Raw genomic sequence first — 24,183 nt, 5'->3', positions numbered from 1 at the left:
CGGGCGTCGGGTGTTCGCCGGGCGGCCACGAAATGATGTGGGGACCTGCCCCCGCCGGAGCCTAGACCGTAACGGAACCGCGGCGCACCGCTCAGTGGGTGCTCCGCGGTTCCGGAGAAGGGCTACTTGGCGTCGGTGTCGCCGTCCCGCTTCGCGTCCTTGTCCTTCGGCTCGGTCGCCTCGCCGGACTTCTCGGCCCCCGCCTCGGCGTCCTTGGCCTCGTCCGCGGCCGGAGCGGCGTCCTTGCCGAGGTCGATCTTCTTCTCGACCGGGGGCTCGCCGGCCTCTACGGCTTCGGTGAGCGAAGAGGCGTCGTCGGGCACGACCGGGGTCTCCTCCGGCTCCAGGCCGTGGACGATGCGGTTGTACTCGCTGTCCTCCAGGACGGCGCCGATGGCGTTCTTCGCGTAGATGGCGTGGACGCCCGGGGCGACCTCCAGGAGAACCGTGTCGTCGTGGATCTCCTTGACGGTCGCGTACATGCCGCCGATCGTCCGGACACCGGTACCCGGCTGCATCTGGTCGCGCATCTGGACGGCCTGGCGCTGCTTGTTCTTCGCCGAGCGGGTCATCAGGAACATGGCCCCGATGAGCACGATGAACGGCAGGAGAGTCACGATATTCACGGGACGGGGATTCCTTCACACGACCGCTGGGGAAACGGCCTGGTCTACGGGGGTGGTATGCCGCACAATACGGGCGGCATCGGCGGAGTCTAAGCGAGTCCGCGCCTATGGAACAACGCCCAGCATGGCACCGGGGTTCCTGACCGGACCAGCCCCCGCGCCGTCACTCCCCGAAGAGACCCCGCTGGCCGGGGCCCCCGCCCTGCTGCGGCGGCACCAGCCCGAGGTGCGCCCAGGCCGCCGGCGTGGCGACCCGGCCCCGGGGCGTACGGGCCAGCAGCCCCTCCCGGACCAGGAAGGGCTCGGCGACCTCCTCGACCGTCTCGCGCTCCTCCCCCACGGCCACGGCCAGGGTGGACAGCCCGACGGGACCGCCGCCGAAGAGCTTGAGCAGCGCCGTGAGCACGGCCCGGTCCAGCCGGTCCAGGCCGCGGCCGTCCACCTCGTACACCTGGAGGGCCTGGGCGGCGATCTCCTGGGTGATCACACCGTCGGCCTTGACCTGCGCGTAGTCGCGGACGCGGCGCAGCAGGCGGTTGGCGATTCGGGGCGTGCCACGGGAGCGGCCGGCGATCTCGGCGGCGCCCTGGTCCTCCAGCTCGACGTCGAGGAGCCGGGCGGAGCGGTGGACGACGCGCTGGAGCTCGGCGGGCGAGTAGAACTCCATGTGGCCGGTGAACCCGAAGCGGTCGCGCAGCGGGGGCGGCAGCAGGCCGGCCCGGGTGGTGGCGCCGACGAGGGTGAAGGGCGGCAGCTCCAGGGGGATGGCGGTGGCACCGGGGCCCTTGCCGACGATGACGTCGACGCGGAAGTCCTCCATGGCCATGTAGAGCATCTCCTCGGCGGGCCGGGACATGCGGTGGATCTCGTCGAGGAAGAGGACCTCGCCCTCGGTGAGGGAGGAGAGGATCGCGGCCAGGTCGCCGGCGTGCTGGATGGCGGGGCCGGAGGTGATGCGGATGGGGGCGCCCATCTCGGCCGCGATGATCATCGACAGGGTGGTCTTGCCGAGGCCGGGGGCGCCGGAGAGCAGGACGTGGTCGGCGGTGGCCCCCCGGGCGCGGGCGGCCTTGAGGACGAGGTCGAGCTGCTCGCGGACGCGCTCCTGCCCGATGAACTCGTCCAGGTCCTTGGGCCGCAGGGCGGCCTCGACCGCCTGGTCCTCCCCGTCGGCGACGGTCCCGACGAGGCGGTCGCCGGTGCGGGTGGCAGGTACGGACTCGTCGTCCCAGTTCACGGATGAAACCTCACGGTTGGATGGTGCACATTCAGCCCGTCCGGCGTTTGAGGACCGGGGTCCGGGGCGGAGCCCCGGTTACGGGAAGGGGAGGGTCAGGGGAGAGACCACCGGTCAGCGGGCGCGGTTCAGCGTCTGCAACGCCGCCCGCAACAACTGCCCCACCTGCGGCGTACCACCCTCCGCGGCGACGGCCTCCGCCTGGGGAGCGACCGCCGTCACAGCCTCGTCCGCCTCGCGACTGGCGTACCCCAGCCCCACGAGCGCCGCGTGCAGCTGATCCCGCCACCCGGCCACAGCAGTGGACACCGCTGTGGTCGAGGAGCCAACGGGCTCACCCAGCCGACCGCTGAGCTCAAGGAGCAGCTTCTGCGCCCCCTTCTTCCCGATGCCCGGCACGGCCGTGAGCGCCTTCTCGTCCCCGGCGGCGAACGCCCGCCGCAGCGCGTCCGGCGTGTGGACGGCCAGCATGGCCTGGGCGAGGCGGGGGCCCACCCCGCTGGCGGTCTGGAGGAGCTCGAAGGTCTGCCGCTCGTCGTCGTCGGCGAAGCCGTAGAGCGTCAGGGAGTCCTCGCGGACGACGAGGGACGTCGCGAGTCTGGCGGGCTGCCCGACCTTCAGCCGGGCGAGGGTGCCCGGGGTGCACTGGACGGCCATGCCGATGCCGCCGACCTCGACGACGGCGGTGTCCGGGGCGAGGGCCGCGACCGGACCGGAGACGAAGGCGATCATCGGGTGCCCTTCGGGATGCGTACGGGGGTGGGGGTGCGGCGGTGGGCGGCCGCGAGCTCCTGCAACCGGTTGGTCGCGGGCGCGCGCCAGATGTGGCAGATGGCCAGGGCCAGGGCGTCGGCGGCGTCGGCCGGTTTGGGCGGCGCGTCGAGCCTCAGCAGTCTGGTGACCATGGCGCCGACCTGGGCCTTGTCGGCCCGGCCGGAGCCGGTGACGGCGGCCTTGACCTCGCTGGGCGTGTGCAGGGCGACGGGGAGCCCGCGCCGGGCGGCGCACAGCATGGCGACCGCGCTGGCCTGGGCGGTGCCCATGACCGTACGGACGTTGTGCTGACTGAAGACCCGCTCGACCGCCACATACTCGGGGCGGTATTCGTCGAGCCACTGCTCGATGCCGCGCTCGATGAGGACGAGGCGGTCGGCCACGTCGGCGTCGGCCGGGGTGCGGACGACGCCCACTCCGGCCATGCGCAGCGGGCGGCCCGCGACGCCCTCCACCACTCCGACGCCGCATCGCGTCAGTCCGGGGTCCACACCCAGTACCCGCATCGCGCCCCTCCCTCCGCTCACCTGCTCGGGCAGGCTATCGGCTACCACTGACAACGGCCGCTCACGCCGACGGGCCGGCGGGACACGTGTCCCGCCGGCCCGTCGGCCGACCGCAGCCGGAACGCTTACGCGTCGACCTTGGCCATGACCTCGTCGGAGATGTCGAAGTTGGCGAAGACGTTCTGGACGTCGTCGCTGTCCTCGAGCGCGTCGATCAGCTTGAAGATCTTGCGGGCGGCCTCTTCCTCGAGCTCCACCTGCATGGTGGGCACGAAGTTGGCCTCGGCCGAGTCGTAGTCGATGCCGGCCTCCTGGAGGGCGGTGCGGACCGCGACCAGGTCGGTGGCCTCGCTGAGGACCTCGAAGCTCTCGCCGAGGTCGTTGACCTCTTCGGCGCCGGCCTCCAGGACCGCGCCGAGGACGTCGTCCTCGGAGAGCTCGCCCTTGGGGACGATGATGACGCCCTTGCGGTTGAACAGGTACGACACCGAGCCCGGGTCGGCCATGGAGCCGCCGTTGCGGGTCATGGCGACGCGCACGTCGGAGGCGGCGCGGTTGCGGTTGTCGGTGAGGCACTCGATGAGCACGGCGACACCGTTGGGGCCGTAGCCCTCGTACATGATCGTCTCGTAGTCGGCGCCACCGGCTTCGAGGCCGCCACCGCGCTTGACCGCGGAGTCGATGTTCTTGTTCGGGACCGACTGCTTCTTCGCCTTCTGGATGGCGTCGTAGAGCGTCGGGTTGCCCTCGATGTCGACGCCGCCCATGCGGGCCGCGACCTCGATGTTCTTGATCAGCTTCGCGAAAAGCTTGCCGCGCTTGGCGTCAATCACGGCCTTCTTGTGCTTCGTCGTAGCCCATTTAGAGTGGCCGGACATCTCGCCTGTCTCCTTCGCGTAACCAAATTCAGAACGAACGACAGAGATCCTACCGGGATCTCAGGAGCGGGTGGCGCGGACCATCTTCACAAACAGTTCATGGACTCGGTGGTCGCCCGTGAGCTCCGGATGGAAGGACGTGACCAGCACATTTCCCTGCCGGACGGCGACGGTGTGGCCGTTGTGGACGGCGAGGATCTCGGCCGCGGCGCCGACGGACTCGACCCAGGGGGCGCGGATGAAGACGCCCTCGACCGGGCCGCCCTCGATGCCGGCCACCTCGACCGACGCCTCGAAGGACTCGTTCTGCCGGCCGAAGGCGTTGCGGCGCACGATCATGTCGATGCCGCCGAGGGTCTCCTGGTCCTCACGGCCGTCCAGGATCTTGTCGGCGAGCATGATCATGCCGGCGCAGGTGCCGTAGACGGGCATCCCGGCCCGGACGCGCTCGCGCAGCGGCTCCAGCAGACCGAAGATCACCGCGAGCTTGGACATGGTGGTGGACTCGCCGCCGGGTATGACCAGGCCGTCGACCTCGGCGAGCTCCTCGGGCCGGCGCACGGGCCGGGCGAGGGCGTCGGCCGAGGCCAGGGCCACGAGGTGTTCACGGACGTCGCCCTGGAGGGCGAGGACGCCGATGGTGGGGGTGGACACGATGGGTCTGCCTCTCGGGTCGGGGACGGCGGGCCGGTGGGGCGGGCCGGTGGGCCGCACCCTCCGGCCGCCGGTGGTACGCCCGGTGGGCGGCCCGCATGTCGTCGCGGACCGCCCACCCGGGATGAACGTGTGCTACCAGCCGCGGTTGGCGTAGCGCTCGGCCTCGGGCAGGGTGTCGCAGTTGATGCCGACCATGGCCTCGCCCAGGTTGCGGGAGGCGTCCGCGATGATCTTCGGGTCGTCGTAGAAGGTGGTGGCCTTCACGATGGCGGCGGCGCGCTTGGCCGGGTCGCCGGACTTGAAGATGCCGGAGCCGACGAAGACGCCCTCGGCGCCCAGCTGGCGCATCAGCGCGGCGTCGGCCGGGGTGGCCACGCCACCGGCGGAGAACAGCACGACCGGCAGCTTGCCGAGCTCGGCGACCTCCTTGACCAGCTCGTAGGGGGCGCGCAGCTCCTTGGCGGCGGCGAAGAGCTCGTGGTTGTCGAAGCCGCGCAGCTTGGCGATCTCGTTCTTGATCTGGCGCAGGTGGCGCACGGCCTCGACGACGTTGCCGGTGCCGGCCTCGCCCTTGGAGCGGATCATGGCCGCGCCCTCGGCGATGCGGCGCAGGGCCTCGCCCAGGTTGGTGGCACCGCAGACGAAGGGGGTGGTGAAGGACCACTTGTCGGAGTGGTTGACCTCGTCGGCCGGGGTGAGGACCTCGGACTCGTCGATGTAGTCGACGCCGAGGGACTGGAGGACCTGGGCCTCGACGAAGTGGCCGATGCGGGACTTGGCCATGACCGGGATGGAGACGGCGTTGATGATGCCCTCGATCATGTCCGGGTCGGACATCCGGGCCACGCCGCCGTCCTTGCGGATGTCGGCGGGCACCCGCTCCAGAGCCATGACCGCGACCGCGCCGGCGTCTTCGGCGATCTTCGCCTGCTCCGGGGTGACGACGTCCATGATCACGCCGCCCTTGAGCTGCTCGGCCATGCCGCGCTTGACGCGCGCGGTGCCGGTCTCCGGAGTCTGGGGCGTGCTGGGGGTGGACACGATGTGACCTCGCTATCAAGGGCCGGTGATGCTGCATCGTCATCAAACCGGCGTGCGAGGCACGGGAAAAAGGGCCAATCCGGGGTCAGTGGCCTGCCCGGTCGGCCAGGGCGGCCGGAGGCTCATCGTCCATCTCGAAGGCCATCGGGAAGGGGGCGTGGCCGGCCAGCCGGAACCAGCGCACCTTGCGGTGCCGGCGCAGCGCCCGGGCCGCCCGTACCGAGTCGTTGTGGAACCGGCGGGCCATGGGCACCCTGCGGACCGCCTGGGTCAGCTCGGCCAGCGACTCCTCGCCGCCGGGCGCCTGCCGTACGGCCTCCACCTGCGGGACCTCGGCGAGGACGGCCCGCAGCGCCTGGCTGAGCTCGCTCTCGGCGACCTCGCGGTGCTCCTCCTCGGCCTGCCGGGCCGCGTGGGCGGCCTGGTACATCACCATCGAGGCGGCCGGATCGAGGATCCCGGCGGTGGCGAGCTCCTGGGCGACCGAGGCGCGCCGCAGCAGCTGGGCGTCCAGGGCCGCGCGGGCGGCGTCGATGCGGCTGTGCAGCCGGTCCAGCCGGCCCGCGGTCCAGCTCAGGTAGACGCCGATGACGACCAGGGCGGCCGCGATCCAGATCAGTGTGGTCACGCCGGGTCACGTTACCGTCCGGCTCCCGGGCGGATGCCCGGCAGGCGCCGGAGGTCTCCACCCGGGGGTGGAGGGCGGGGTGGAGGCGGCGGTCGGGAAACCCGCCCTGGCTCCGATCCGTCTCCACCCGCCCGGCTCCTAACGTCGAAGCAGATCGCCGGATCGCCGCGCCGGACCGTACCGGCCGGCCTCGCCGCCGAACCGCTGGAGGCATCTCATGGACCGAATGGAATCGCGTGGCGCGCGCCCCGCGCGGGCGCTGCTCGTGCCCCTCGCCATCAGCGTCGCGCTGCCTCTCGCCGTGTACTACGCGCTGCGCGCCCACGGCACCGCCCAGTGGCAGGCCCTGCTGCTGAGCAGCGCCATACCGGCGGCGCACGCGCTGGTCACGGCGGTGGTACGGCGGCGGGCCGAGGTCTTCGACCTGCTGATCGTGGCGCTGCTCGCGGTGTCGGCGCTGACGTCGCTGATCAGCGGCAGCCCCCGGGTGCTGCTGCTGAAGGACGCGGGGCTCCCGGCGGTCCTGGGGATATGGATCGCGGGGACCTTGTTCGCGGCACGGCCCTTCGCCTTCCAGTTCGGGCGCCGGCTGAGGGGCCCGGCGGCGGAGGAGGAGGCCGAGCGCCTCTGGGACGGAATGCCGGAGTTCCGGGCGGCGCTGCGGGGGCTGACGGTGCTGTGGGGCGGGATCGAGCTGCTCGACGCCGCGCTGAGCACGGTGGAGGCGCTGTCGCTGCCGGTCGATGTGGTGCCGGTGCTCGGCAGGTTCCAGTCGATCGGCCTGATCGCCTTGATCGTGGCCGTCACGATCAGGCGCAGCCGCGGCTTCCAGGCCCGCTATGGGATGGGCCTCTTCGGGGCCCGGCCTGCGGGGGCACCGACCGCCGAGGAGATACCGGGCCGGGTCGGGGCCTGACGGGGGGGACGGACCCGGTCGGACCGCCTACGGGGGTGGCGATCCGGCCGGGTCGCACCGGACACCACCGGGCCGGTACCCGTGCCCCGTAAGGGGCGCGGGGCAGTGTCGATATGCGGCTGCCGCCGCGTGGGCGCGACCAGCCCCCACTGGCCCGCAGGGGTGGGCACCGGGCCGCGCTGCCGCGAACCGCTCAGTCCCGGGCGAGCCCGAAGCGCGCGCGGAGGCTGGTGCGTTCGTCGGCGGCCACCGAGGCCGCGCCGGCCGTGACCGTCTCGTAGACGGCCAGGATGTCGGCGCCGACGGTCGACCAGTCGAAGCGGCGGACGTGCCGGCTGCCCCGCTCGCTCAGCTCCGACCGCCGGGCGGGGTCGGCCAGCAGCCGCAGGGCCGCGTCGGCGAGGGCGTCCGCGTCCTCGTTGGCGAAGAGCTCGCCGGCCGCTCCCTGGTCGAGGACCTGTGTGAACGCGTCCAGGTCACTGGCGAGGACGGGCGCCCCGGCCGACAGCGCCTCGACGAGAACGATGCCGAAGGACTCGCCACCGGTGTTGGGGGCCACATAGAGGTCGACGCTGCGCAGCAGACGCGCCTTGTCCTCGTCGCTGACCATGCCGAGGAATTCGACGTTGGCGCGCATCTCGGGGGGCAGTCCCGCGACGGCCTCCTCCTCGTCGCCGCGGCCGGCGACGAGGAGCCGGGTGTCCGGGCACTCGGTGAGGATCCTCGGCAGGGCGCGCATCAGCACGGGCAGGCCCTTGCGGGGCTCGTCGATGCGGCCGATGAAGCCGATGGTCCCGCCCTGCCACTCGGGCCTGGGCTCGGCGGAGGCGAAGAAGTCCACGTCGACGCCGTTGGGGATGACGACGGCGTCGCCTCCCAGGTGTTCGACCAGGGTGCGGCGGGCGTATTCGCTCACGGCGATACGCGCGCTGATCTTCTCCAGGGCGGGCTGGAGGATCGGATAGGCCGCGATCATGGCGCGGGAGCGGGGGTTGGAGGTGTGGAAGGTCGCCACGATGGGGCCCTGTGCGGCCCAGCAGGACAGCAGTCCCAGGGAGGGGGAGGTGGGCTCGTGGATGTGGATGACGTCGAAGTCGCCCTCGTGCAGCCAGCGGCGCACCCTCGCGGCGGACAGGAAGCCGAAGTTCAGCCGGGCCACGGAGCCGTTGTAGGGCACGGGGACGGCCCGGCCGGCGGAGACGACGAACGGTGGCAGCGGGGTGTCGTCGTCGGCGGGTGCCAGTACCGACACCTCGTGGCCCAGCCGGATCAGGTGCTCGGCCAGGTCCCGGATGTGGAACTGGACGCCACCGGGGACGTCCCAGGAATACGGGCAGACGATCCCGATCCTCACGGTTTCTCCGTTCCGGAGCTCTCGGCGGGGGGCTGGGGACGCCGGTCGAGATCGGCGAGCCACAGCCGCTGGAGCATGTGCCAGTCCTGGGGGTGTTGGGCGATGCCGGAGGCGAAGGCGTCGGCCAGTCGCTGGGTCATGGCGGCGGCCTTCTCGGTCCGGGTGCCTGTCGTGGGCACCTCGATGGGCTCGTGGATCCGGCCGCGCATCACCGGGGAGCGGTCGTACCAGAGGGTGGCGGGCAGCAGCACGGCGCCCGTCTGGACGGCCAGCACGGCGGGCCCGGCGGGCATCTTCGCCGGTTCGCCGAAGAAGCTGACCTCGATCCCGGAGGAGGACAGATCGCGGTCGGCCACCAGGCAGACCACCCCGCCGGCGCGCAGCCGCCGGGCGAGAGTGCCGAAGGCGCTGCCGCCGGCGTGGGGCAGCACCTCCATACCCAGCCCCTCGCGGTAGGCCACGAAGCGGTCGTAGAGCGTCTCGGGCTTGAGCCGCTCGGCGACGGTGGTGAAGGGCTGGTTCATCGCGGTGGTGAGCCAGGCCCCGGCGAGGTCGTAGTTGCCCATGTGGGGCAGGGCCAGGACGACGCCCCGGCCCGAGGCCAGCGCCTCCTCCAGATTGTGGCGGTCCTGGGGGGCGAATCCGGTGCGGAGGCGCTCCGTGCTCCAGGAGGGCAGCCGGAAGGACTCCATCCAGTAGCGCATGTACGAGCGCATACCCGCCCTGGAGAGTTCGGCGAGCCGGCGCGCGTCCGCGTCGGGGACGACCCGGGCGAGGTTGGCCTCCAGGCGGAGCACGCCCTTGCCGCGCTTCTTCCAGGCCAGGTCGGCGATCCGGCGCCCCAGCTCGGCGGCGACGGGTTCGGGCAGCTTCTTGACCGTGCCCCAGCCGAGCCCGTAGAGGGTGTCGGTCAGCCGTTCCCTCACGCGCCCTCGCCCCCGCCGGCGGCGACGGCGTCCGCCTCGGCGGCCTCGCGGCGTACGGTCACCACGCGCTGGATCAGGGTGACCAGGCTGCCGACGGCCACGATCCACAGGGCGATGGGCAGCAGGATCTCGATATGCGGCACGCCGAACTTGTGGAGGCCGGAGAAGCCGCAGGCCACCAGGGAGATCACCAGGCGTTCGGCGCGTTCGACCAGGCCGTTGACGTTGACGGGCAGGCCGATGCTCTCGCCGCGCGCCTTGGTGTAGGAGACCACCTGGCCGCTGGCGAGGCAGAAGATCGCCACCGCGCACAGCAGGGTGTCGTCGCCGCGTCCCGCGTACCAGAGGGCGAGGCCGCCGAAGATGGCCGAGTCGGCGACCCGGTCGAGTGTGGAGTCGAGGAAGGCGCCCCAGCGGCTGGACCGGCCGAGCTGACGGGCCATATTGCCGTCGACGAGGTCGGAGAAGACGAAAAGGGTGATGACGACCGTGCCCCAGAAGAACTCTCCCTGGGGGTAGAAGACCAGCGCTCCCGCCACCACACCACCGGTACCGATGAGGGTCACCGCGTCGGGGCTGACGCCGAGGCGGATGAGCAGGGCGGCGAACGGCGTGAGAACACGCGTGAAGAACGCACGCGCGTACTTGTTCAGCATGGCCTTCCCGGAGGGTCGTGTGCGGGCCGGATGGTCGGAAGGACACCGGCTGGCCCATCGTAGCCAGGCGGCCGGGGGCCGCCGCGCACACGTCGTGCACCTGGCCCATGGCGCGGGTCACGCCCGGCCCCCGGCGAGGGGCGTGCCGACTGGCGGGTTGCGTTCGCGTGTGCGACGTATGGACGCAGCGTGACCACGGTGGAAAGCTCGAAGGACCGCAGGTGTCGACCGGGAGGCAAGACACATGGGCGAGAAGACGAGTACGCATCCAGGGGCCGCCGGCAGGGCCGTGACGGCCGACCGGCCCGGCAACATCCGGAACGTGGTGCTGGTCGGCCACAGTGGCTCCGGCAAGACGACGCTGGTGGAGGCGCTGGCCCTGGCCACCGGCGCGGTCAATCGCGCGGGCCGGGTCGAGGACGGCGCGGCCGTCTCCGACTACGACGAGATCGAGCACCGCCAGCAGCGCTCGGTACAGCTGTCGCTGGTGCCGGTCGAGTGGGCCGGGATCAAGGTCAATCTGCTGGACACACCGGGTTACGCCGATTTCGTCGGCGAGCTGAGGGCCGGTCTGCGCGCGGCGGACGCGGCCCTTTTCGTCGTCTCGGCGGCGGAGGGCGTCGAGGGCATCACCGGGCCGACCCGGATGCTCTGGGAGGAGTGCGCGGCGGTGGGCATGCCGCGCGCGATCGTGGTGACGCACCTGGAGGCCGCGCGGGCGGACTTCGAGGCGATGACGGAGGCCTGTCGCGCCGCCTTCGGCGGCGACTCCGCCGACAGCGTCCTCCCCCTGTACCTCCCGCACTACGGACAGGAGGGCGGCGACGGTCACCGCCCGGTGACCGGGCTGTCCGGGCTGCTCACCCGGCGGGTCTTCGACTACTCCTCCGGTACCCGAACCGAGTCCGAGCCCGGCGCCGAGGCGCTGCCCGGCATCGAGGAGGCCCGTAACCGCCTCATCGAAGGGATCATCGCCGAGAGCGAGGACGAGACCCTCATGGACCGCTATCTCGGCGGTGAGGAGATCGACGTCAAAACGCTGATCGAGGATCTGGAGCGAGCCGTGGCGCGCGGCAGCTTCCACCCCGTGCTGGCCGCGGCCCCCGCCACCGACGGCGCCCGGCAGGGCCTGGGCACCGTGGAGCTGCTGGAGCTGGTCACCGGCGGCTTCCCCACACCCCCCGAGCGCGCGGTCCCCGTCGTCACCACCCCCGGCGGCGCGGCCCGCCCGGAGCTGGCCTGCGACCCCGACGGCCCGCTCGCCGCGGAAGTGATCAAGACCGCATCGGACCCCTACGTCGGCAGGATCTCCCTGGTCCGGGTCTTCTCCGGCACGCTGCGCCCCGACGAGACCGTGCACATCTCGGGCCACGGCCTGGAGGACCGGGGGCACGAGTCCCATGACGTGGACGAGCGGCTCGGCGCCCTCTCCTCCCCGTTCGGCAAACAGCAGCGCCAGCTCGCCCAGGCCATCGCCGGGGACATCGCCTGCGTGGCCAAGCTCGCCAGCGCCGAGACCGGTGACACCCTCTCCGACCGGGCCGATCCGCTGCTGATGGAGCCCTGGCTGATGCCCGACCCGCTGCTGCCCGTCGCCATCCAGGCGCACAGCAAGGCGGACGAGGACAAGCTCTCCCAGGGCCTGGCCCGGCTGGTCGCCGAGGATCCCACGATGCGGCTGGAGCACAACCAGCACACCCGCCAGGTCGTCCTGTGGTGTCTGGGCGAGGCCCATCGCGACGTGTGCCTGGAGCGGCTGCGCACCCGCTACGGCGTCCAGGTCGACGTGGTGCCCCACAAGGTCTCACTGCGGGAGACCTTCGGCACCCGGGCCGCCGGCCGCGGCCGGCACGTCAAACAGTCCGGCGGGCACGGCCAGTACGCCATCTGCGAGATCGAGGTCGAGCCGCTGCCCGGCGGCTCCGGCATCGAGTTCGTCGACAAGGTCGTGGGCGGCGCGGTGCCGCGCCAGTTCATCCCCTCGGTGGAGAAGGGCATCCGCGCCCAGGCCGCCCGGGGTGTGGCCGCCGGGTATCCGCTGGTGGACGTACGGGTGACCCTCGTCGACGGCAAGGCCCACTCGGTGGACTCCTCGGACGCCGCCTTCCAGACCGCGGGCGCCCTGGCGCTGCGCGAGGCCGCCGCCGAGGCCCGTATCCACCTCCTGGAGCCGGTCGCGGACATCCAGGTCCTCGTCTCCGACGAGTACGTGGGCCCGGTCATGAGCGATCTGTCCGGGCGGCGCGGCCGCGTCGTCGGCACCGAGCAGTCCGGCTCGGGCCGCACCCTCGTCCGCGCCGAGGTCCCGGAGATCGAGATCGGCCGGTACGCGGTGGACCTGCGTTCCCTCTCCCACGGCACCGGCCGGTTCAGCCGCTCCTACGCCCGGCACGAGCCGATGCCCCCACAGGCCGCCGAGCGCATTCGCGAACAGGCGGAGAACGGGGCATAGTTCGCGAGCCGCCCGTATCAACTCGCCTGGTGCGGGCGGCTTTCCGATCTCCCACGACAGCCGGCGCCCCGCCCCGTTACGCTGAGCACGCGACTCATGACACAGGCGGTGGGCGGCAGTCGGGAGCACACCGGCGCACCGGACGCGCACGGTATTGGGGGCGGCAGTGGCAGCAGGGGATCCGTACGACTTCAGCCCGGGGGCACAGATCCCGGTCTCCGGCGGCGCCGGGGCGACCGCGGCGACCCAGGCCCTGGCCTCGGCGGCCTACCGGGACGGCCCGGTCGACGAGCTGCTCAAGGCCAACTCCGACTGGGCCACCTCCGAGGTGAAGAAGGCCCGGATCTCCCTCTTCGAGCCCAACCTCGGCGAGGCCTTCGCGCGCGCCGTGCAGAACCGGATGCTCGGCGGCGGGCGCAAGCCCATCATCCAGTCCTTCGGTCTCGAACCACAGGTCATCGTCGAGCACTGCCTGGCCTCGTCCCGCATCCGCAAGCAGCGCGACGCCAGGCTCACCTTCATCATGGTGGTCTTCGGGCTGCTCTTCCTGCCCGGCGTGCTGCTCTGGCTCGGCGCGTTCCAGCTGCGCCGCACCCTCGCCGGCTCCCAGGACAAGCGCCTCGGGGCCCTCGGCACGGCGCTGCTGATGGGCCTCGCCGTCGTCGCCGCCATCCTCCTGGTCAAGCTGCCGTTCAGCGGCTTCCTCAATCTCTATGTACGCGCGATGGTGATAGCCCCCCTCATCGGCGGTTTCTGGGCCAAGACCGTCTGCGAGCGCACGGCCAAGGACCTGCGCGACCGCTGGACCGGTCTCCTCGACGGCGGCACCGTCGCCGCCAAGATCCCCGAGGCCGTCCCCTCAACGCCGAGCGAGAGCGCCGCCGAACAGCTCCGGCTGAACCTCGCGAAGCTCTCCGCCGAGCAGCGCAGCAATATCGCCTTCTACGCCGGCCCCAAGGGCATCCTCGGGATGGGCACCCGCTGGGGCAGCTGGCAGCTGGCCGAGGACCTCGTCCCCGCCGTCCCCGGGAAGGACATCAACCCCTTCCGCAGCTGGGACATCGTCCGCGCGGTCCACGACCAGCTCAAGCTGCTGGAGCGCACTCCCATCAACACCGGCGGCCTCACCCCGCCCCAGGTCGAGCACTGGGTGGTCTCCCCCATCGGCGAGGGCGCGGGCTCCGTGTCCCGCCCCGGCGGCACCGACGCCTCGTTCCAGATAAGGGGCTCCCAGCTCCAGGAGATCTGCGACAAGCAGCACTTCGGCAGCGGCGACCGCCACTACCTCGGCGTCCAGTTCGTCCTCTGGGACGGCCAGCTGGTCATCACCCTGCTCGTCAATGTCACCGTTCTCCACAAGACGCTGCGCATCGAGGTCACCGGCCACGCCCTCGGCCCCACCCACGGCCTCTTCAACGGCCGCCCCAAGAACCGCACCCAGACCTTCAAGAAGGGTCTGAAGTTCTGGGACACCTACACCCGCACCCTCCCCATCGTGCCGCCCAAGGAAGTCGTCCGGCTCGCCGCCCGGGCGCCCCTGACCTGGTATCCGCCGCTGCTGGAGTACTGGGGCGGCAAGCTGGTGCTCCCCGAGCCCTTCGGGCTGCGCCACGCCTGGGCCGACAAGCCGTGGCGCCACCGCTTCATGGCCGACGACGCCCTGCGCGCGGCCACCCCGGTGCTGCGCGTCGTCCATGAGGCGACGCTGCGCGTCCTCGCCGACAACGGCGTCGACACCGAGCGCTTCGCCAGCCGCGCGGGCAACCTCAGCGGCGCGATCCAGGACCCCACGCCCCGCCAGGCCGACGTCTACAACGCCTGACGGGATACCCCCGAGGCCCCTCGCCGGGCGCACCGGCCCTCCTAACGGAAGATCCCGGTGTGCCCCAGCGAGTAGCGTCCCGGCTGCGGATAGACGGCCAGCCCGTGCGGCCCGTCACCCACCTTGATCCGGGCGATCTGGTGCCCGTCGGTGGTGTCGATCGCGTACACCTCGCTGTTGTAGCGCCCCGAGAGCCACAGCACCTTGCCGTCGGCCGACACCCCGCCCATGTCCGGGCTGCCGCCGTCCGGCAGTTCCCACTTCTTGACCAGTTTGCGGCTGGGCAGGTCCAGCACCGAGATCGAGCCCTCGCCCCGGTTGGAGATGTACATCGACTTGGAGTCACGGCTCACATAGAGACCGTGGGCGCCTTTGCCCGTGGGCATCAGCCAGGGCTCGGTGAACTTGTCCCCGTCCAGCACCCACACCCCGTCGGCGATCATGTCGGCGATGTACCAGGTCCGCCCGTCGGAGGAGATCTTCACATCCTGGGGCATGGCCCCGTCGAAGGGCAGCTTCTGCTTGTCGATCACCTTCATCCTGGCCGTGTCGACCTTCAGCAGCTCGCCCGAGAACTCGCAGGAGACGATGAAGTACCGGCCGTCCGGCGAGAAGTCGGCGTGGTTCACCCCGAGGCAGTCCACGTGCTCCGTCTTCATCCGCTTCATCGTGTGGGCGTCCCGGAAGACCAGCTCGCGGTCCATGGACGCCATCACCACGGCGTACTTTCCGTCCGGCGTGAAGTAGAGGTTGTACGGGTCGTGGACGTCGACCGTCCTGCCCGCCTTGCCGGTGGCCGGGTCGATGGGGGTGAGGGTGTGGCCGCGGTCGTTGTTCACCCAGAGCGTCTTGAGGTCCCAGGAGGGCACGACGTGCTGCGGCTGGTTGCCCACCGGGATGGTCTCGATGACCTTGTACGTCTTGGGGTCGATGACGCTGACCGTGTCGGACTCCGTGTTCGGCACGTACACCCGGGAGGGGAAGTCCTTGACCACCGGTGAGAGGGCGTTCGGACGGTCGGCGGCGTAGAGGTCGTTCGGGTCGAGCAGCGGGGGCATGCCCGGCAGCCCCTCGGGCATCCCCCGGGCCGCGCCCTGGCTGTGCGGGCCCTGCGCGGGGGGCTCGGCGGGGCGGCTGTCGTCGCCTCCCCCGCAGCCGGCCGCCAGCAGGGCGCAGAAGGCGGTGAGCAGGACGGCTCCGCGCGGCCTTCCCGGGCGGGAGGAGGGCGGCCGGAGACGCCGGAGGAGAGAGCCGGACCGGAGGCGTCGAGGACGGTGATGCGGGGTGCGATTCATCGTGTCAGCAACTCCGTAGTCGTCACCGCGCGCAGACCGCGGCGGTGCAGGCCGTCGAGGATCGCGGGCAGCGCGGCCACCGTGCCGGCGTGCCCGAAGTGCAGACTGACGACCGACCCTGGCCGTACCGCGCCCAACACAGTACGCCGGACCGCCTCGGCGCCCGGGTCGGTGAAGTCGAGCGAGTCCACGTCGTACGACAGGATGTGGGGGTATCCGGCCTGGCGCGCCAGCCGTACGACCTGGTCGGTGGCGCGCCGGGCGCGGGACGGCCGGAACCAGCGGCCGATGCCGCCCGTCAGTCTGCGCAGCCGGTCGGCGCACTCGGTGATCTCGGCGTAGGCGGCCTTCGCGGGCATCGAGCAGATGCTCAGGTGCCGCATGGTGTGGTTGCCCAGCTCGTGCCCGCCGTCGAGCACCCGGCGGGCCATCCGGGGCTCGGCGTCCAGCCAGTCGCCGACGGCGAGCACCGTCACCCGGGCGCCGGCCCGCTCGGCCTCCGCGAGCAGGGCGGTCGCCGACTTCGCGTCGCCCCTGCCGTGGAAGGTGAGCGCCACCGCGTGCGCCCGCCGGGGGCCGTGCTCGATCTGCGCGGGCAGCCCGGCCGGCAGCGCGGGCAGGATCAGCGGCGGCCCCGGCAGCGCGGGAGCCCGGGCCGCCGCGCCCCGGCCCGTGCCCCTCGACACGGGTGCGGACGAAGGCGGCCCGGCGGCCGGCCGGTCCCCGCCGCAGCCCACGGCGGCAGTACCGGCAGCCCCGGCCAGGGCGCTGCCCGCGGCCGCGCGCAGCACGGTGCGACGGTGAAGGAAAGTCACCGTCCCATTAGATCTTCTCTAATGTGAATTGGAGTGATTTGCCCGTTTTCGCCGGGACGTGTCCCGTTCGACCGGCGGGAAGGCGGCCCCTGGGCGGGGCGGCCGGCCGGTCAGACGGACGGCCAGACGTCGGCGAGCATCTTCCGGGTGTCCGCGAGGAGTTGGGGCAGCACCTTGGTGTGGCCCACGACCGGCATGAAGTTGGTGTCCCCGCCCCAGCGGGGCACGACGTGCTGGTGCAGATGGGCGGCGATGCCGGCGCCGGCGGTCGAGCCCTGGTTCATGCCGATGTTGAAGCCGTGCGCGCCCGAGGCCGTGCGCAGCGCGCGCATCGCGCGCTTGGTGAACGCCGCGAGCTCGGCGGTCTCCGCCTCGTCCAGCTCCGTGTAGTCGGCGACGTGCCGGAAGGGGACGACCATGAGGTGCCCGCCGTTGTACGGGTAGAGGTTGAGCACGGCGTAGACGAGCTCGCCCCGGGCGACGATCAGTCCGTCCTCGTCGCTCTTCGCCGGGATCGAGCAGAACGGGCAGCCGTCGTCGGCCCCCGGTCCGGTCGGCTTGTTCTCCCCCTGGATGTACGCCATCCGGTGGGGTGTCCACAGGCGCTGAAAGGCGTCCGGCGCCCCCACTCCGAACTGCTGCTCCGGCTCACTCGTCATGATGTGAAGCATATGCGCCCGGGAGGGCGCCTACGCAGAGAGGGGCGGCCCTGATGGGCCGCCCCTTTCGATCCCCCGCCTCGGCGGGGACGCGTCACACCTGAACGCGACGCTCCACCACGTCGACGATCTTCGCGATCGCCTGGTCGCGCGGAATCCCGTTCTCCTGCGACCCGTCGCGGTAGCGGAAGGACACCGTGCCCGCGTTCATGTCGTCGTCACCGACGATGATCATGAAGGGGACCTTCAGCTTCTGGTGGTTCCTGATCTTCTTCTGCATGCGGTCGGACGAGGCGTCGACCTCCACGCGCAGGCCCGCCTTCTTCGCGTCGGCGGCGAACTCCCGCAGGTACTCCACGTGCGTGTCGCCGATCGGGATGCCGACCGCCTGCACCGGGGCGAGCCACGCCGGGAAGGCGCCCGCGTAGTGCTCCAGCAGCACGCCGAAGAACCGCTCGATGGAGCCGAACAGCGCGCGGTGCAGCATGACGGGCTGCTGGCGGGAGCCGTCCGCCGCGGTGTACTCCAGGCCGAACCGCTTGGGCTGGTTGAAGTCCACCTGGAGGGTCGACATCTGCCAGGACCGGCCGATGGCGTCCTTGGCCTGGACGGAGATCTTCGGGCCGTAGTAGGCGGCGCCGCCCGGGTCCGGGACGAGCGGGAGGCCCTGCTTCTCGGCGGCCTCGCGGAGCGCCTCGGTGGCCTCCGCCCAGTCCTCGTCCGAGCCGATGAACTTGTCCGACTCGGGGTCGCGGGTGGACAGCTCGAGCTCGAACTCGTTCAGGCCGTAGTCGCGCAGCAGGTCGAGGACGAAGGTCAGGAGCGTGTCCAGCTCCTGCGGCATCTGCTCCTTGGTGCAGTAGATGTGCGAGTCGTCCTGGGTGAAGCCGCGCGAGCGGGTCAGGCCGTGGACCACGCCCGACTTCTCGTAGCGGTAGACCGTGCCGAACTCGAAGAGCCGCAGCGGCAGCTCACGGTAGGAGCGCCCGCGCGACTTGAAGATCAAGTTGTGCATCGGGCAGTTCATGGCCTTCAGGCGGTAGTTCTGCCCGTCGAACTCGATGGGCGGGAACATGCCCTCCGCGTAGTGCGGCAGGTGCCCGGAGGTCTCGAAGAGGTGCTCCTTCGAGAGGTGCGGGGTGTTCACGAACTCGTAGCCCGCGTCCACGTGCCGCTCGCGGGAGTAGTCCTCCATCACCTTGCGGATCACGCCGCCCTTGGGGTGGAAGACCGCGAGGCCGGGGCCCAGCTCGTCCGGGAAGGAGAACAGGTCCAGCTCGGTGCCGAGCTTGCGGTGGTCGCGCTTCTCGGCCTCGGCGAGGAAGTCCAGGTACGCCTTCAGCTCGTCCCTGGTCGGCCACGCGGTGCCGTAGATGCGCTGGAGCTGCGGGTTCTTCTCGCTGCCCCGCCAGTACGCGGCGGCCTGGCGCATCAGCTTGAAGGCCGGGACGACCCGGGTGGTGGGCAGGTGGGGACCGCGGCAGAGGTCCTTCCAGCACAGCTCGCCGGTCTTGGCGTCCAGGTTGTCGTAGATGGTCAGCTCGCCGGCGCCCACCTCGACGTCCGCGCCGTCGTCGTGCGAGGCGGAGCCCTTGAGGCCGATCAGCTCCAGCTTGTACGGCTCGTCGGCCAGCTCCTCGCGGGCGGCCTCGTCGGTGACCACGCGGCGGGAGAACTTCTGCCCGCGCTTGATGATCTCCTGCATCTTCTTCTCGATGAGCTTGAGGTCATCGGGGTGGAAGGGCTTCTCGACGTCGAAGTCGTAGTAGAAGCCGTCCTTGACCGGCGGGCCGATGCCCAGCTTGGCCTCGGGGAAGAGCTCCTGCACGGCCTGGGCCATGATGTGCGCGGTCGAGTGGCGCAGGATGTTCAGGCCGTCCTCGGAGGAGACCTCGACGGGCTCGATCTCCTCGCCGTCGGCGACGACGTAGGCCAGGTCCTTGAGCTCGCCCGCCACACGCGCGGCGACGATGGTGCGCTCACCGGTGAAGAGGTCGGCGGCAGTGGTGCCCGTCGTCACCACGCGCTCTTCCCGCTCGGAATCGCGTTGGATGATCACACGGACGTCTGACACCGGTCTCTCCTGACATCTGGGGCGCCACAGCGGTCGCTGCGCGCCTGAATCGTACCGAGCCCGGCCACGTGGTCGCTAAATGGTTATGGCTCGTCGGCGGGCTAGTCGGCGTCGCGCCGGTCCCCGAAGAGGTCGAGGTTCTCCTGGAGGTACTTCAGCAGCCGGTCCCGCTCCGCCTCGTCGACCTGGACGGGCAGGACGCCCCGGGCCTCGGCCAGCCGACGGAAGCCGCCCCGGCTCTCCAGCCGCCCGTCGACGGTGACGGGCACCCCGGCCAGGTGGGCGTGGCCGGCGACGCGGTAGTCCTCCTCGTCGAGGGTGATCCGCACCTGGGCGACATCGGCCCCGGCCAGCACCCTCAGCCGCACCACGCCCGCGCCGCCCGGCGTCTCGCGCCGCATCCGCATCACCGTCCCGGTGAGGCGGACGGGCATCGAGGGCTCGTCGCGGATGTAGCGGGCCCCGGCCTCCCGCAGGGCGGGCAGGTCACCGGGCGAGAACTCCACCGGCTCGGGGCGGGCGGCGAAGCCGTACGGCGTCCCCGTCGCGGGCGCCCACTCCACCGCGATCCGGATCCCCTCGGAGCCGCCGACCAGGGTGGCCAGGGCCTGGGTGAGCTCCTGGCAGACCCCGGCCTCCACGGCGGCGTCGAAGGCGTCCATCCGGCCGGTGGCGCGCCGGTAGTCGGTGGCGTCCCGGGCCGCCTGGAGAGCCCTGAGCAGCGCGCCGACCAGCGCGCGGCCGCCCTCGGGGGGCCCGTCGACGGGCACGAAGGCACTCAGCTCCCGCCCGCCGGCCGCGGGCCCGGCGAGCACGGCGGCCAGGGCCGCCTCGGCCTGCCGGCGGCGCCGGGCGCCATGGAACCCGGCCCGGCCCCCGGCGGTCTGGGCGGCGGCCAGCAGCATGGCGCGCGCCCCGGTGCGCAGCCGTTCCTGGGCGCCCCACGCGGCGGCCGGGGCCCGGGTCTCGGGGACCTCCCGCCACCAGCGGATCTCGTCGCTGGGCACCCGCAGCGCGACGAGGATGTCCCGGGCGGAGGGCACGGCGGAGCGCTCCAGCGCGGTGAGGGCCTCGGCGAGCAGATCGGCGCTGTCGGGATAGGCGCGGCTCTCGGGCACGAGGAGGCTGGTGCCGGGCCCGTCGGGGGGCGTCCAGCGGCCGTAGCGCCCGGTCTCTCCCCCGCGCCGCCGCCAGCCGTGGCGGGCGAGCAGGGCGCCGAGGACGGCGGGGTCGGGGTGGTGCGGGGATTCTTCGGTCGGCCGGTGCATCAGGGTCTCCCTCCCGCCCCGACCCGGGTCATGATCTCGCAGAGCGCTCGGTCGTCGAAGACCCGCGAGGTCGGGATCCGCACGGTGGTCCTGTTCCTGCCGGTCACGGGGTGGCCGGCGAGGTTGGTCCAGTAGCAGCAGTGGCGCAGCGCCAGGTGGTCGTGGCCGGCCCGCAGCCAGTCGTCCCTGGCCCGGGGCACGATCATCACGACGAGGATCTTGTGGACCGAGACGGGGGTGCGGGCCAGCTTGACCAGGTGATCGTTGTCGAGGGTGAAGCCGAACGTCCGGGGCGCGCCCGGGCCCGGCGGGCCGGGGGACCGGGGGGCCAGCTGGTAGGTGCTCTTGAGCTGCACCTTGATGGTGACCTCGTCGTCGACTTCATGGCCGGGGGCGCTGTGGCTGACGTGCCAGTCGATGCCGTTGTCGGGGAACGGCTGGGCGAGCGAGCAGCCTGCGGCGGCCGCGACAGCGTGGAGATAGCCGATCTGGAGGGTCTCCATGCAGGCGGTCGTGGCGAGGGTGCCGCGCCGGGCCGTGAGCGGCCCGGCGGGCGGGCGGGTCACGGGGGCGGCCGGGTCGGGCTGAGCGAGCGCCATGTCCGAAAAACCTTCCGGGCTCGCCGGTGCGGGGTGCGTAAAGGGTCGTACATCTGTGTTGTCTCCATACGAACTCCCCGGCAAACAGGGGCGGTTCGGGTACGGGGATGCCCGGGTATCACCAGGCGGGGAGGGGAAACACGCCATGTGTCGGACAAGCGCGAGGAGTTGTGCCATGCCGTGCTGGTTCGAGGGGCCGCTCGCGGCCTTCGACACCGAGACGACCGGGGTGGACGTGGAGCGGGACCGGATCGTCTCGGCGGCCTTTGTGACGCAGTCGCAGCCGGGGGCGGTGCCGGTCATCACCCGATGGCTGGTGAATCCGGGGGTTCCCGTGCCGGAGGAGGCCACCGCGATACACGGGCTGGACGAGGAACATCTGCAACGGCACGGCCGGTGGCCGGCGCCGGTGATGGAGGAGGTCGCCCGGGCCCTGTCGGGTCACGCGGCGCGCGGGACACCCCTGGCGGTGATGAACGCGCCGTTCGACCTGACGATGCTGGACCGGGAGTTGCGGCGGCACCGGGCGTCGTCGCTGACCGGCTATCTGGGGGGCGCCGCGCTGTGCGTGCTGGATCCCTGGGTGCTGGACAAGCACCTGGACCGCTACCGCAAGGGCCGCCGCACCCTGTCGGACCTGTGCCGGCAGTACGGGGTCGAGCTGACGGGCGCCCATGACGCGGCGGCGGACGCGGTGGCCACGCTGGAGGTCGTCCGGGCGGTGGGGCGGCGGTTCGCCTCGCGCCTGGAGCGGCTGAGCCCGCCGGAGCTGCACACCCGGCAGGCGGTGTGGCACGCGGCGCAGGCGCGCGGCCTCCAGGCGTGGTTCGCGCGCAACGGCTCCGAGGAGCAGTGCGATCCGGCGTGGCCGCTGAGGCCGGAGCTGACGGCGGCGGCGTGAGGCGCGGTACCCGGGGGACGGCGGGCAACGCGGAAGGCCGGTCCGTCACTTGACGGACCGGCCTTCCGGTGATGTGGGCGATACTGGGATCGAACCAGTGACCTCTTCGGTGTGAACGAAGCGCTCTCCCGCTGAGCTAATCGCCCGGGATTCGCACCGGGTTCCCCCGGCGACGCACTGAACAATACAGGTCGCGGCGGTCGTCCTTCAAATCCCCGGGGTCCGGCGCTCCAGCAGGGCCCGTAGTCCGCGGCGGCCGGCGCGCATCATCCAGGCGTGGTTGGCGAGGAAGAGGGGGCGGCCGGGGAGGGCGAGGCGGCGCATCAGGGGTTTGCGGACGTCGACGTCCTGCTCGAAGCGGGCGACGCTGCCGCCGGCGCCGTGGGGGCGGATCGTCCAGCGGGCCCAGCCTTCGAGATCGCCGGTCATGACGATCTCCAGGACCCGGGCCGCCGGGTCCTGCCGGCTCTCCCGGGCGGCGACCACGAGCTCGTAGGGCAGCAGGGAGCGGAAGCGCACGGTGCCGCTGACGTCGTCGGCGCGCCCGACGCGACGGACCTGGGGCCACCAGGCGGGGTAGCCCTCCGCGTCCGCCAGCACGGCGTAGACGGCGTCCGGGGGCGCGGGCAGGATCCACTCGTCGTGGAAGCGGTAGTGATGCACGGAGGGCGTGCGACGACGCGGCATGCCTGCCAGGGCATACGAAAAACCGAGGGTCCGCAAGGGGTGAACCTCGCGGACCCTCGGTCCGTTGTGTGGGCGATACTGGGATCGAACCAGTGACCTCTTCGGTGTGAACGAAGCGCTCTCCCGCTGAGCTAATCGCCCGGGCGCACCGCAAACATTACCGCATGTCAGACGGTGCTCCGAACCGCGCGTGCCTGGTCAGGGGCGCGGCCGGGGTCAGTCGCCGGCCCGCCACGGCATCTCCAGCCCGTACTGGGCGACGTACGCGGCCACGAGCCCGCCGACGATCACCAGCCCGGTGACGGTGAGGGCGATGTTGCGGCGGCGCACCCTGGGGTCGAGCGCGCGCCGGGCCGCCTCGGTGACCTTGCGCCTGGTCCAGCGGAGCACGAGCTGGGCCCAGACGAACTCGGTGGCCCAGATCGCCATGCCGGCGAAGATCACCAGCCAGCCGGGGCCGGGCAGGGGCAGCATCACGATCCCCGCGACGACCACCGCCAGCCCGACGACGAAGACGCCGGCCTGCCAGCTCAGATGCAGGGCCCGGGAGCGCCGGACGAAGTGCGGGGCCCGGGAGCCGAGCCGCTCCCGGTCGGTGCCGGAGCCCTCGGCCCCGGCGGCGGTCCGCTGGTCACTCTCCGCGTTCATACGACCCAACGTACCGGAAAGTCCGGAACTCACCGGTTCGGCGGTACCCACGCCGGAACGACTCGGCCGTCCGAGGTATCCGAACAGTCTCAAAACGGTCAGAGGGGTTTACAACGGCACCGTAGGTGGCATGTCGATTTCGCCGACGTGCGAATCCCCGAGCGCACACTGAGCGAAAGGCCCTGGCGCTTATGAACACCACGGTCAGCTGCGAGCTGCACCTGCGCCTCGTTGTGTCGAGCGAATCCTCACTGCCTGTTCCCGCAGGCCTGCGGTACGACACGGCCGATCCGTATGCCGTGCACGCCACCTTCCACACCGGAGCCGAAGAGACGGTCGAATGGGTCTTCGCCCGCGACCTCCTCGCGGAGGGCCTTCACCGGCCCACCGGCACGGGCGACGTCCGCGTGTGGCCCTCCCGCAGCCACGGGCAGGGCGTCGTCTGCATCGCGCTGAGTTCGCCGGAGGGCGAGGCCCTCCTGGAGGCCCCGGCGCGAGCCCTGGAGTCGTTCCTGAAGCGGACCGACGCCGCCGTGCCGCCAGGCACCGAACACCGTCACTTCGATCTGGACACCGAGCTCTCGCACATCCTGGCCGAGAGCTGACGTTCGGACCGGAGCTGACCGGGCGCGCCGGCCCACTCGGGGAGGCCACGCGCCACATGTCCCGTCCCGTACGGGCACGACACCGCGCCGTCACCGTGGAACCACCACGGGCGACGGCGCTGTCGTGCTCCGAAGCCGCTAAAGTCTGCTCCCCGCGGT

The 24,183-nt window shown here is 71.8% G+C and carries 24 protein-coding genes and 2 tRNA genes; 5 read left to right on the top strand and 21 right to left on the bottom strand.

The genetic code is table 11. From position 1 onward, the window contains the following. Nucleotides 1–122 precede the first annotated feature (122 nt). The 8 genes from yajC to RM609_RS12205 form a co-directional block, all read right to left on the bottom strand. The gene (gene yajC, locus RM609_RS12240; protein WP_311610377.1) at nucleotides 123–626 is read right to left on the bottom strand and encodes a preprotein translocase subunit YajC; all 504 of its coding nucleotides are present in this window, start codon (nucleotides 624–626) and stop codon (nucleotides 123–125) included. 163 nt (nucleotides 627–789) lie between these two features. Continuing rightward, nucleotides 790–1,863 carry a Holliday junction branch migration DNA helicase RuvB gene (ruvB, locus tag RM609_RS12235; RefSeq protein ID WP_311610375.1) on the bottom strand — a complete coding sequence of 358 codons (1,074 nt, stop codon included), beginning with the start codon at nucleotides 1,861–1,863 and terminating at the stop codon, nucleotides 790–792. A gap of 114 nt (nucleotides 1,864–1,977) precedes the next feature. Next, entirely contained in the window at nucleotides 1,978–2,595 is a 618-nt protein-coding gene (gene ruvA / locus RM609_RS12230) for a Holliday junction branch migration protein RuvA (protein ID WP_311610374.1), read from the bottom strand. After that, nucleotides 2,592–3,143, bottom strand: coding sequence for a crossover junction endodeoxyribonuclease RuvC (gene ruvC, locus RM609_RS12225; RefSeq protein ID WP_311610372.1), 552 nt, complete (start codon nucleotides 3,141–3,143; stop codon nucleotides 2,592–2,594). The genes ruvA and ruvC overlap by 4 nt, the downstream gene beginning before the upstream one ends. Before the next feature lie 125 nt (nucleotides 3,144–3,268). Continuing rightward, the gene (locus RM609_RS12220; protein ID WP_311610370.1) at nucleotides 3,269–4,021 is read right to left on the bottom strand and encodes a YebC/PmpR family DNA-binding transcriptional regulator; all 753 of its coding nucleotides are present in this window, start codon (nucleotides 4,019–4,021) and stop codon (nucleotides 3,269–3,271) included. Between the two features lie 60 nt (nucleotides 4,022–4,081). Then, complete coding sequence (gene pdxT, locus RM609_RS12215) at nucleotides 4,082–4,678, bottom strand: pyridoxal 5'-phosphate synthase glutaminase subunit PdxT (RefSeq protein ID WP_311610682.1); 597 nt, start codon at nucleotides 4,676–4,678, stop codon at nucleotides 4,082–4,084. A 132-nt stretch (nucleotides 4,679–4,810) separates the two neighbouring features. Next, nucleotides 4,811–5,722, bottom strand: coding sequence for a pyridoxal 5'-phosphate synthase lyase subunit PdxS (gene pdxS / locus RM609_RS12210; RefSeq protein ID WP_311610680.1), 912 nt, complete (start codon nucleotides 5,720–5,722; stop codon nucleotides 4,811–4,813). 82 nt (nucleotides 5,723–5,804) lie between these two features. Beyond that, complete coding sequence (locus RM609_RS12205) at nucleotides 5,805–6,347, bottom strand: hypothetical protein (RefSeq protein WP_311610369.1); 543 nt, start codon at nucleotides 6,345–6,347, stop codon at nucleotides 5,805–5,807. A 217-nt stretch (nucleotides 6,348–6,564) separates the two neighbouring features. Between RM609_RS12205 and RM609_RS12200 the strand changes: the two genes are divergently transcribed. After that, nucleotides 6,565–7,263 (top strand): VC0807 family protein, encoded by a 699-nt coding sequence (locus RM609_RS12200; RefSeq protein WP_311610366.1) that lies wholly within the window; start codon nucleotides 6,565–6,567, stop codon nucleotides 7,261–7,263. 193 nt (nucleotides 7,264–7,456) lie between these two features. Here the strand turns inward: RM609_RS12200 and RM609_RS12195 are convergent, their stop codons facing one another. From RM609_RS12195 to pgsA, 3 genes are read right to left on the bottom strand one after another with little or no spacing between them, the layout of a single operon-like run. After that, on the bottom strand, nucleotides 7,457–8,617 hold the full coding sequence (locus RM609_RS12195) for a glycosyltransferase family 4 protein (RefSeq protein WP_311610364.1): 1,161 nt from the start codon (nucleotides 8,615–8,617) through the stop codon (nucleotides 7,457–7,459). Further along, on the bottom strand, nucleotides 8,614–9,543 hold the full coding sequence (locus tag RM609_RS12190; RefSeq protein ID WP_311610363.1) for a phosphatidylinositol mannoside acyltransferase: 930 nt from the start codon (nucleotides 9,541–9,543) through the stop codon (nucleotides 8,614–8,616). Before RM609_RS12190 ends, RM609_RS12195 begins: the two co-directional genes overlap by 4 nt. Beyond that, the gene (gene pgsA, locus RM609_RS12185; RefSeq protein WP_311610362.1) at nucleotides 9,540–10,199 is read right to left on the bottom strand and encodes a phosphatidylinositol phosphate synthase; all 660 of its coding nucleotides are present in this window, start codon (nucleotides 10,197–10,199) and stop codon (nucleotides 9,540–9,542) included. Before pgsA ends, RM609_RS12190 begins: the two co-directional genes overlap by 4 nt. A gap of 244 nt (nucleotides 10,200–10,443) precedes the next feature. On the opposite strand from pgsA, the gene RM609_RS12180 reads away from it, so the two are divergent. Together RM609_RS12180 and RM609_RS12175 are read left to right on the top strand one after the other, a co-directional pair. Beyond that, nucleotides 10,444–12,651, top strand: coding sequence for an elongation factor G-like protein EF-G2 (locus tag RM609_RS12180; RefSeq protein WP_311610361.1), 2,208 nt, complete (start codon nucleotides 10,444–10,446; stop codon nucleotides 12,649–12,651). A 154-nt stretch (nucleotides 12,652–12,805) separates the two neighbouring features. Next, entirely contained in the window at nucleotides 12,806–14,473 is a 1,668-nt protein-coding gene (locus tag RM609_RS12175) for an AbeC-like domain-containing protein (protein WP_498073166.1), read from the top strand. A 41-nt stretch (nucleotides 14,474–14,514) separates the two neighbouring features. On the opposite strand, the gene RM609_RS12170 is transcribed toward RM609_RS12175, so the two are convergent. The 6 genes from RM609_RS12170 to RM609_RS12145 all read right to left on the bottom strand — a co-directional run bounded on the left by RM609_RS12170 (nucleotide 14,515) and on the right by RM609_RS12145 (nucleotide 21,183). Further along, nucleotides 14,515–15,768 (bottom strand): YVTN family beta-propeller repeat protein, encoded by a 1,254-nt coding sequence (locus RM609_RS12170; RefSeq protein WP_311610358.1) that lies wholly within the window; start codon nucleotides 15,766–15,768, stop codon nucleotides 14,515–14,517. Continuing rightward, nucleotides 15,765–16,583, bottom strand: a complete 819-nt coding sequence (locus RM609_RS12165; protein ID WP_311610357.1) for a polysaccharide deacetylase family protein — start codon at nucleotides 16,581–16,583, stop codon at nucleotides 15,765–15,767. Before RM609_RS12165 ends, RM609_RS12170 begins: the two co-directional genes overlap by 4 nt. Before the next feature lie 110 nt (nucleotides 16,584–16,693). Then, entirely contained in the window at nucleotides 16,694–17,254 is a 561-nt protein-coding gene (locus RM609_RS12160) for an HIT family protein (RefSeq protein WP_311610355.1), read from the bottom strand. A gap of 82 nt (nucleotides 17,255–17,336) precedes the next feature. Continuing rightward, entirely contained in the window at nucleotides 17,337–19,316 is a 1,980-nt protein-coding gene (thrS, locus tag RM609_RS12155; protein WP_311610353.1) for a threonine--tRNA ligase, read from the bottom strand. A 101-nt stretch (nucleotides 19,317–19,417) separates the two neighbouring features. Next, a complete protein-coding gene (locus RM609_RS12150) occupies nucleotides 19,418–20,584 on the bottom strand; it encodes a hypothetical protein (protein ID WP_311610351.1) in 1,167 nt (388 codons plus the stop codon). After that, a complete protein-coding gene (locus RM609_RS12145; RefSeq protein ID WP_311610349.1) occupies nucleotides 20,584–21,183 on the bottom strand; it encodes a DUF4365 domain-containing protein in 600 nt (199 codons plus the stop codon). Before RM609_RS12145 ends, RM609_RS12150 begins: the two co-directional genes overlap by 1 nt. Before the next feature lie 175 nt (nucleotides 21,184–21,358). On the opposite strand from RM609_RS12145, the gene RM609_RS12140 reads away from it, so the two are divergent. Then, the gene (locus RM609_RS12140; protein ID WP_311610348.1) at nucleotides 21,359–22,084 is read left to right on the top strand and encodes a 3'-5' exonuclease; all 726 of its coding nucleotides are present in this window, start codon (nucleotides 21,359–21,361) and stop codon (nucleotides 22,082–22,084) included. Between the two features lie 74 nt (nucleotides 22,085–22,158). On the opposite strand, the gene RM609_RS12135 is transcribed toward RM609_RS12140, so the two are convergent. The 4 genes from RM609_RS12135 to RM609_RS12120 form a co-directional block, all read right to left on the bottom strand. Beyond that, nucleotides 22,159–22,230, bottom strand: a tRNA-Val gene (locus RM609_RS12135). Nucleotides 22,231–22,291: 61 nt separating this feature from the next. After that, nucleotides 22,292–22,771: an SRPBCC family protein gene (locus RM609_RS12130; RefSeq protein ID WP_311610346.1), complete on the bottom strand. Its 480-nt coding sequence runs from the start codon at nucleotides 22,769–22,771 to the stop codon at nucleotides 22,292–22,294. 69 nt (nucleotides 22,772–22,840) lie between these two features. Then, nucleotides 22,841–22,912, bottom strand: a tRNA-Val gene (locus RM609_RS12125). Between the two features lie 75 nt (nucleotides 22,913–22,987). After that, on the bottom strand, nucleotides 22,988–23,419 hold the full coding sequence (locus RM609_RS12120; protein ID WP_311610344.1) for a TIGR02611 family protein: 432 nt from the start codon (nucleotides 23,417–23,419) through the stop codon (nucleotides 22,988–22,990). Nucleotides 23,420–23,610: 191 nt separating this feature from the next. Here RM609_RS12120 and RM609_RS12115 point away from each other — a divergent pair, with 191 nt between their 5' ends. Beyond that, nucleotides 23,611–24,024: an SsgA family sporulation/cell division regulator gene (locus RM609_RS12115; protein WP_003959770.1), complete on the top strand. Its 414-nt coding sequence runs from the start codon at nucleotides 23,611–23,613 to the stop codon at nucleotides 24,022–24,024. The last annotated feature ends 159 nt before the right edge of the window (nucleotides 24,025–24,183 follow it).

Source organism: Streptomyces hesseae, from assembly GCF_031845785.1.
Lineage (GTDB): Bacteria > Actinomycetota > Actinomycetes > Streptomycetales > Streptomycetaceae > Streptomyces > Streptomyces hesseae.
This window is presented reverse-complemented; position numbering and strand designations above follow the sequence as displayed.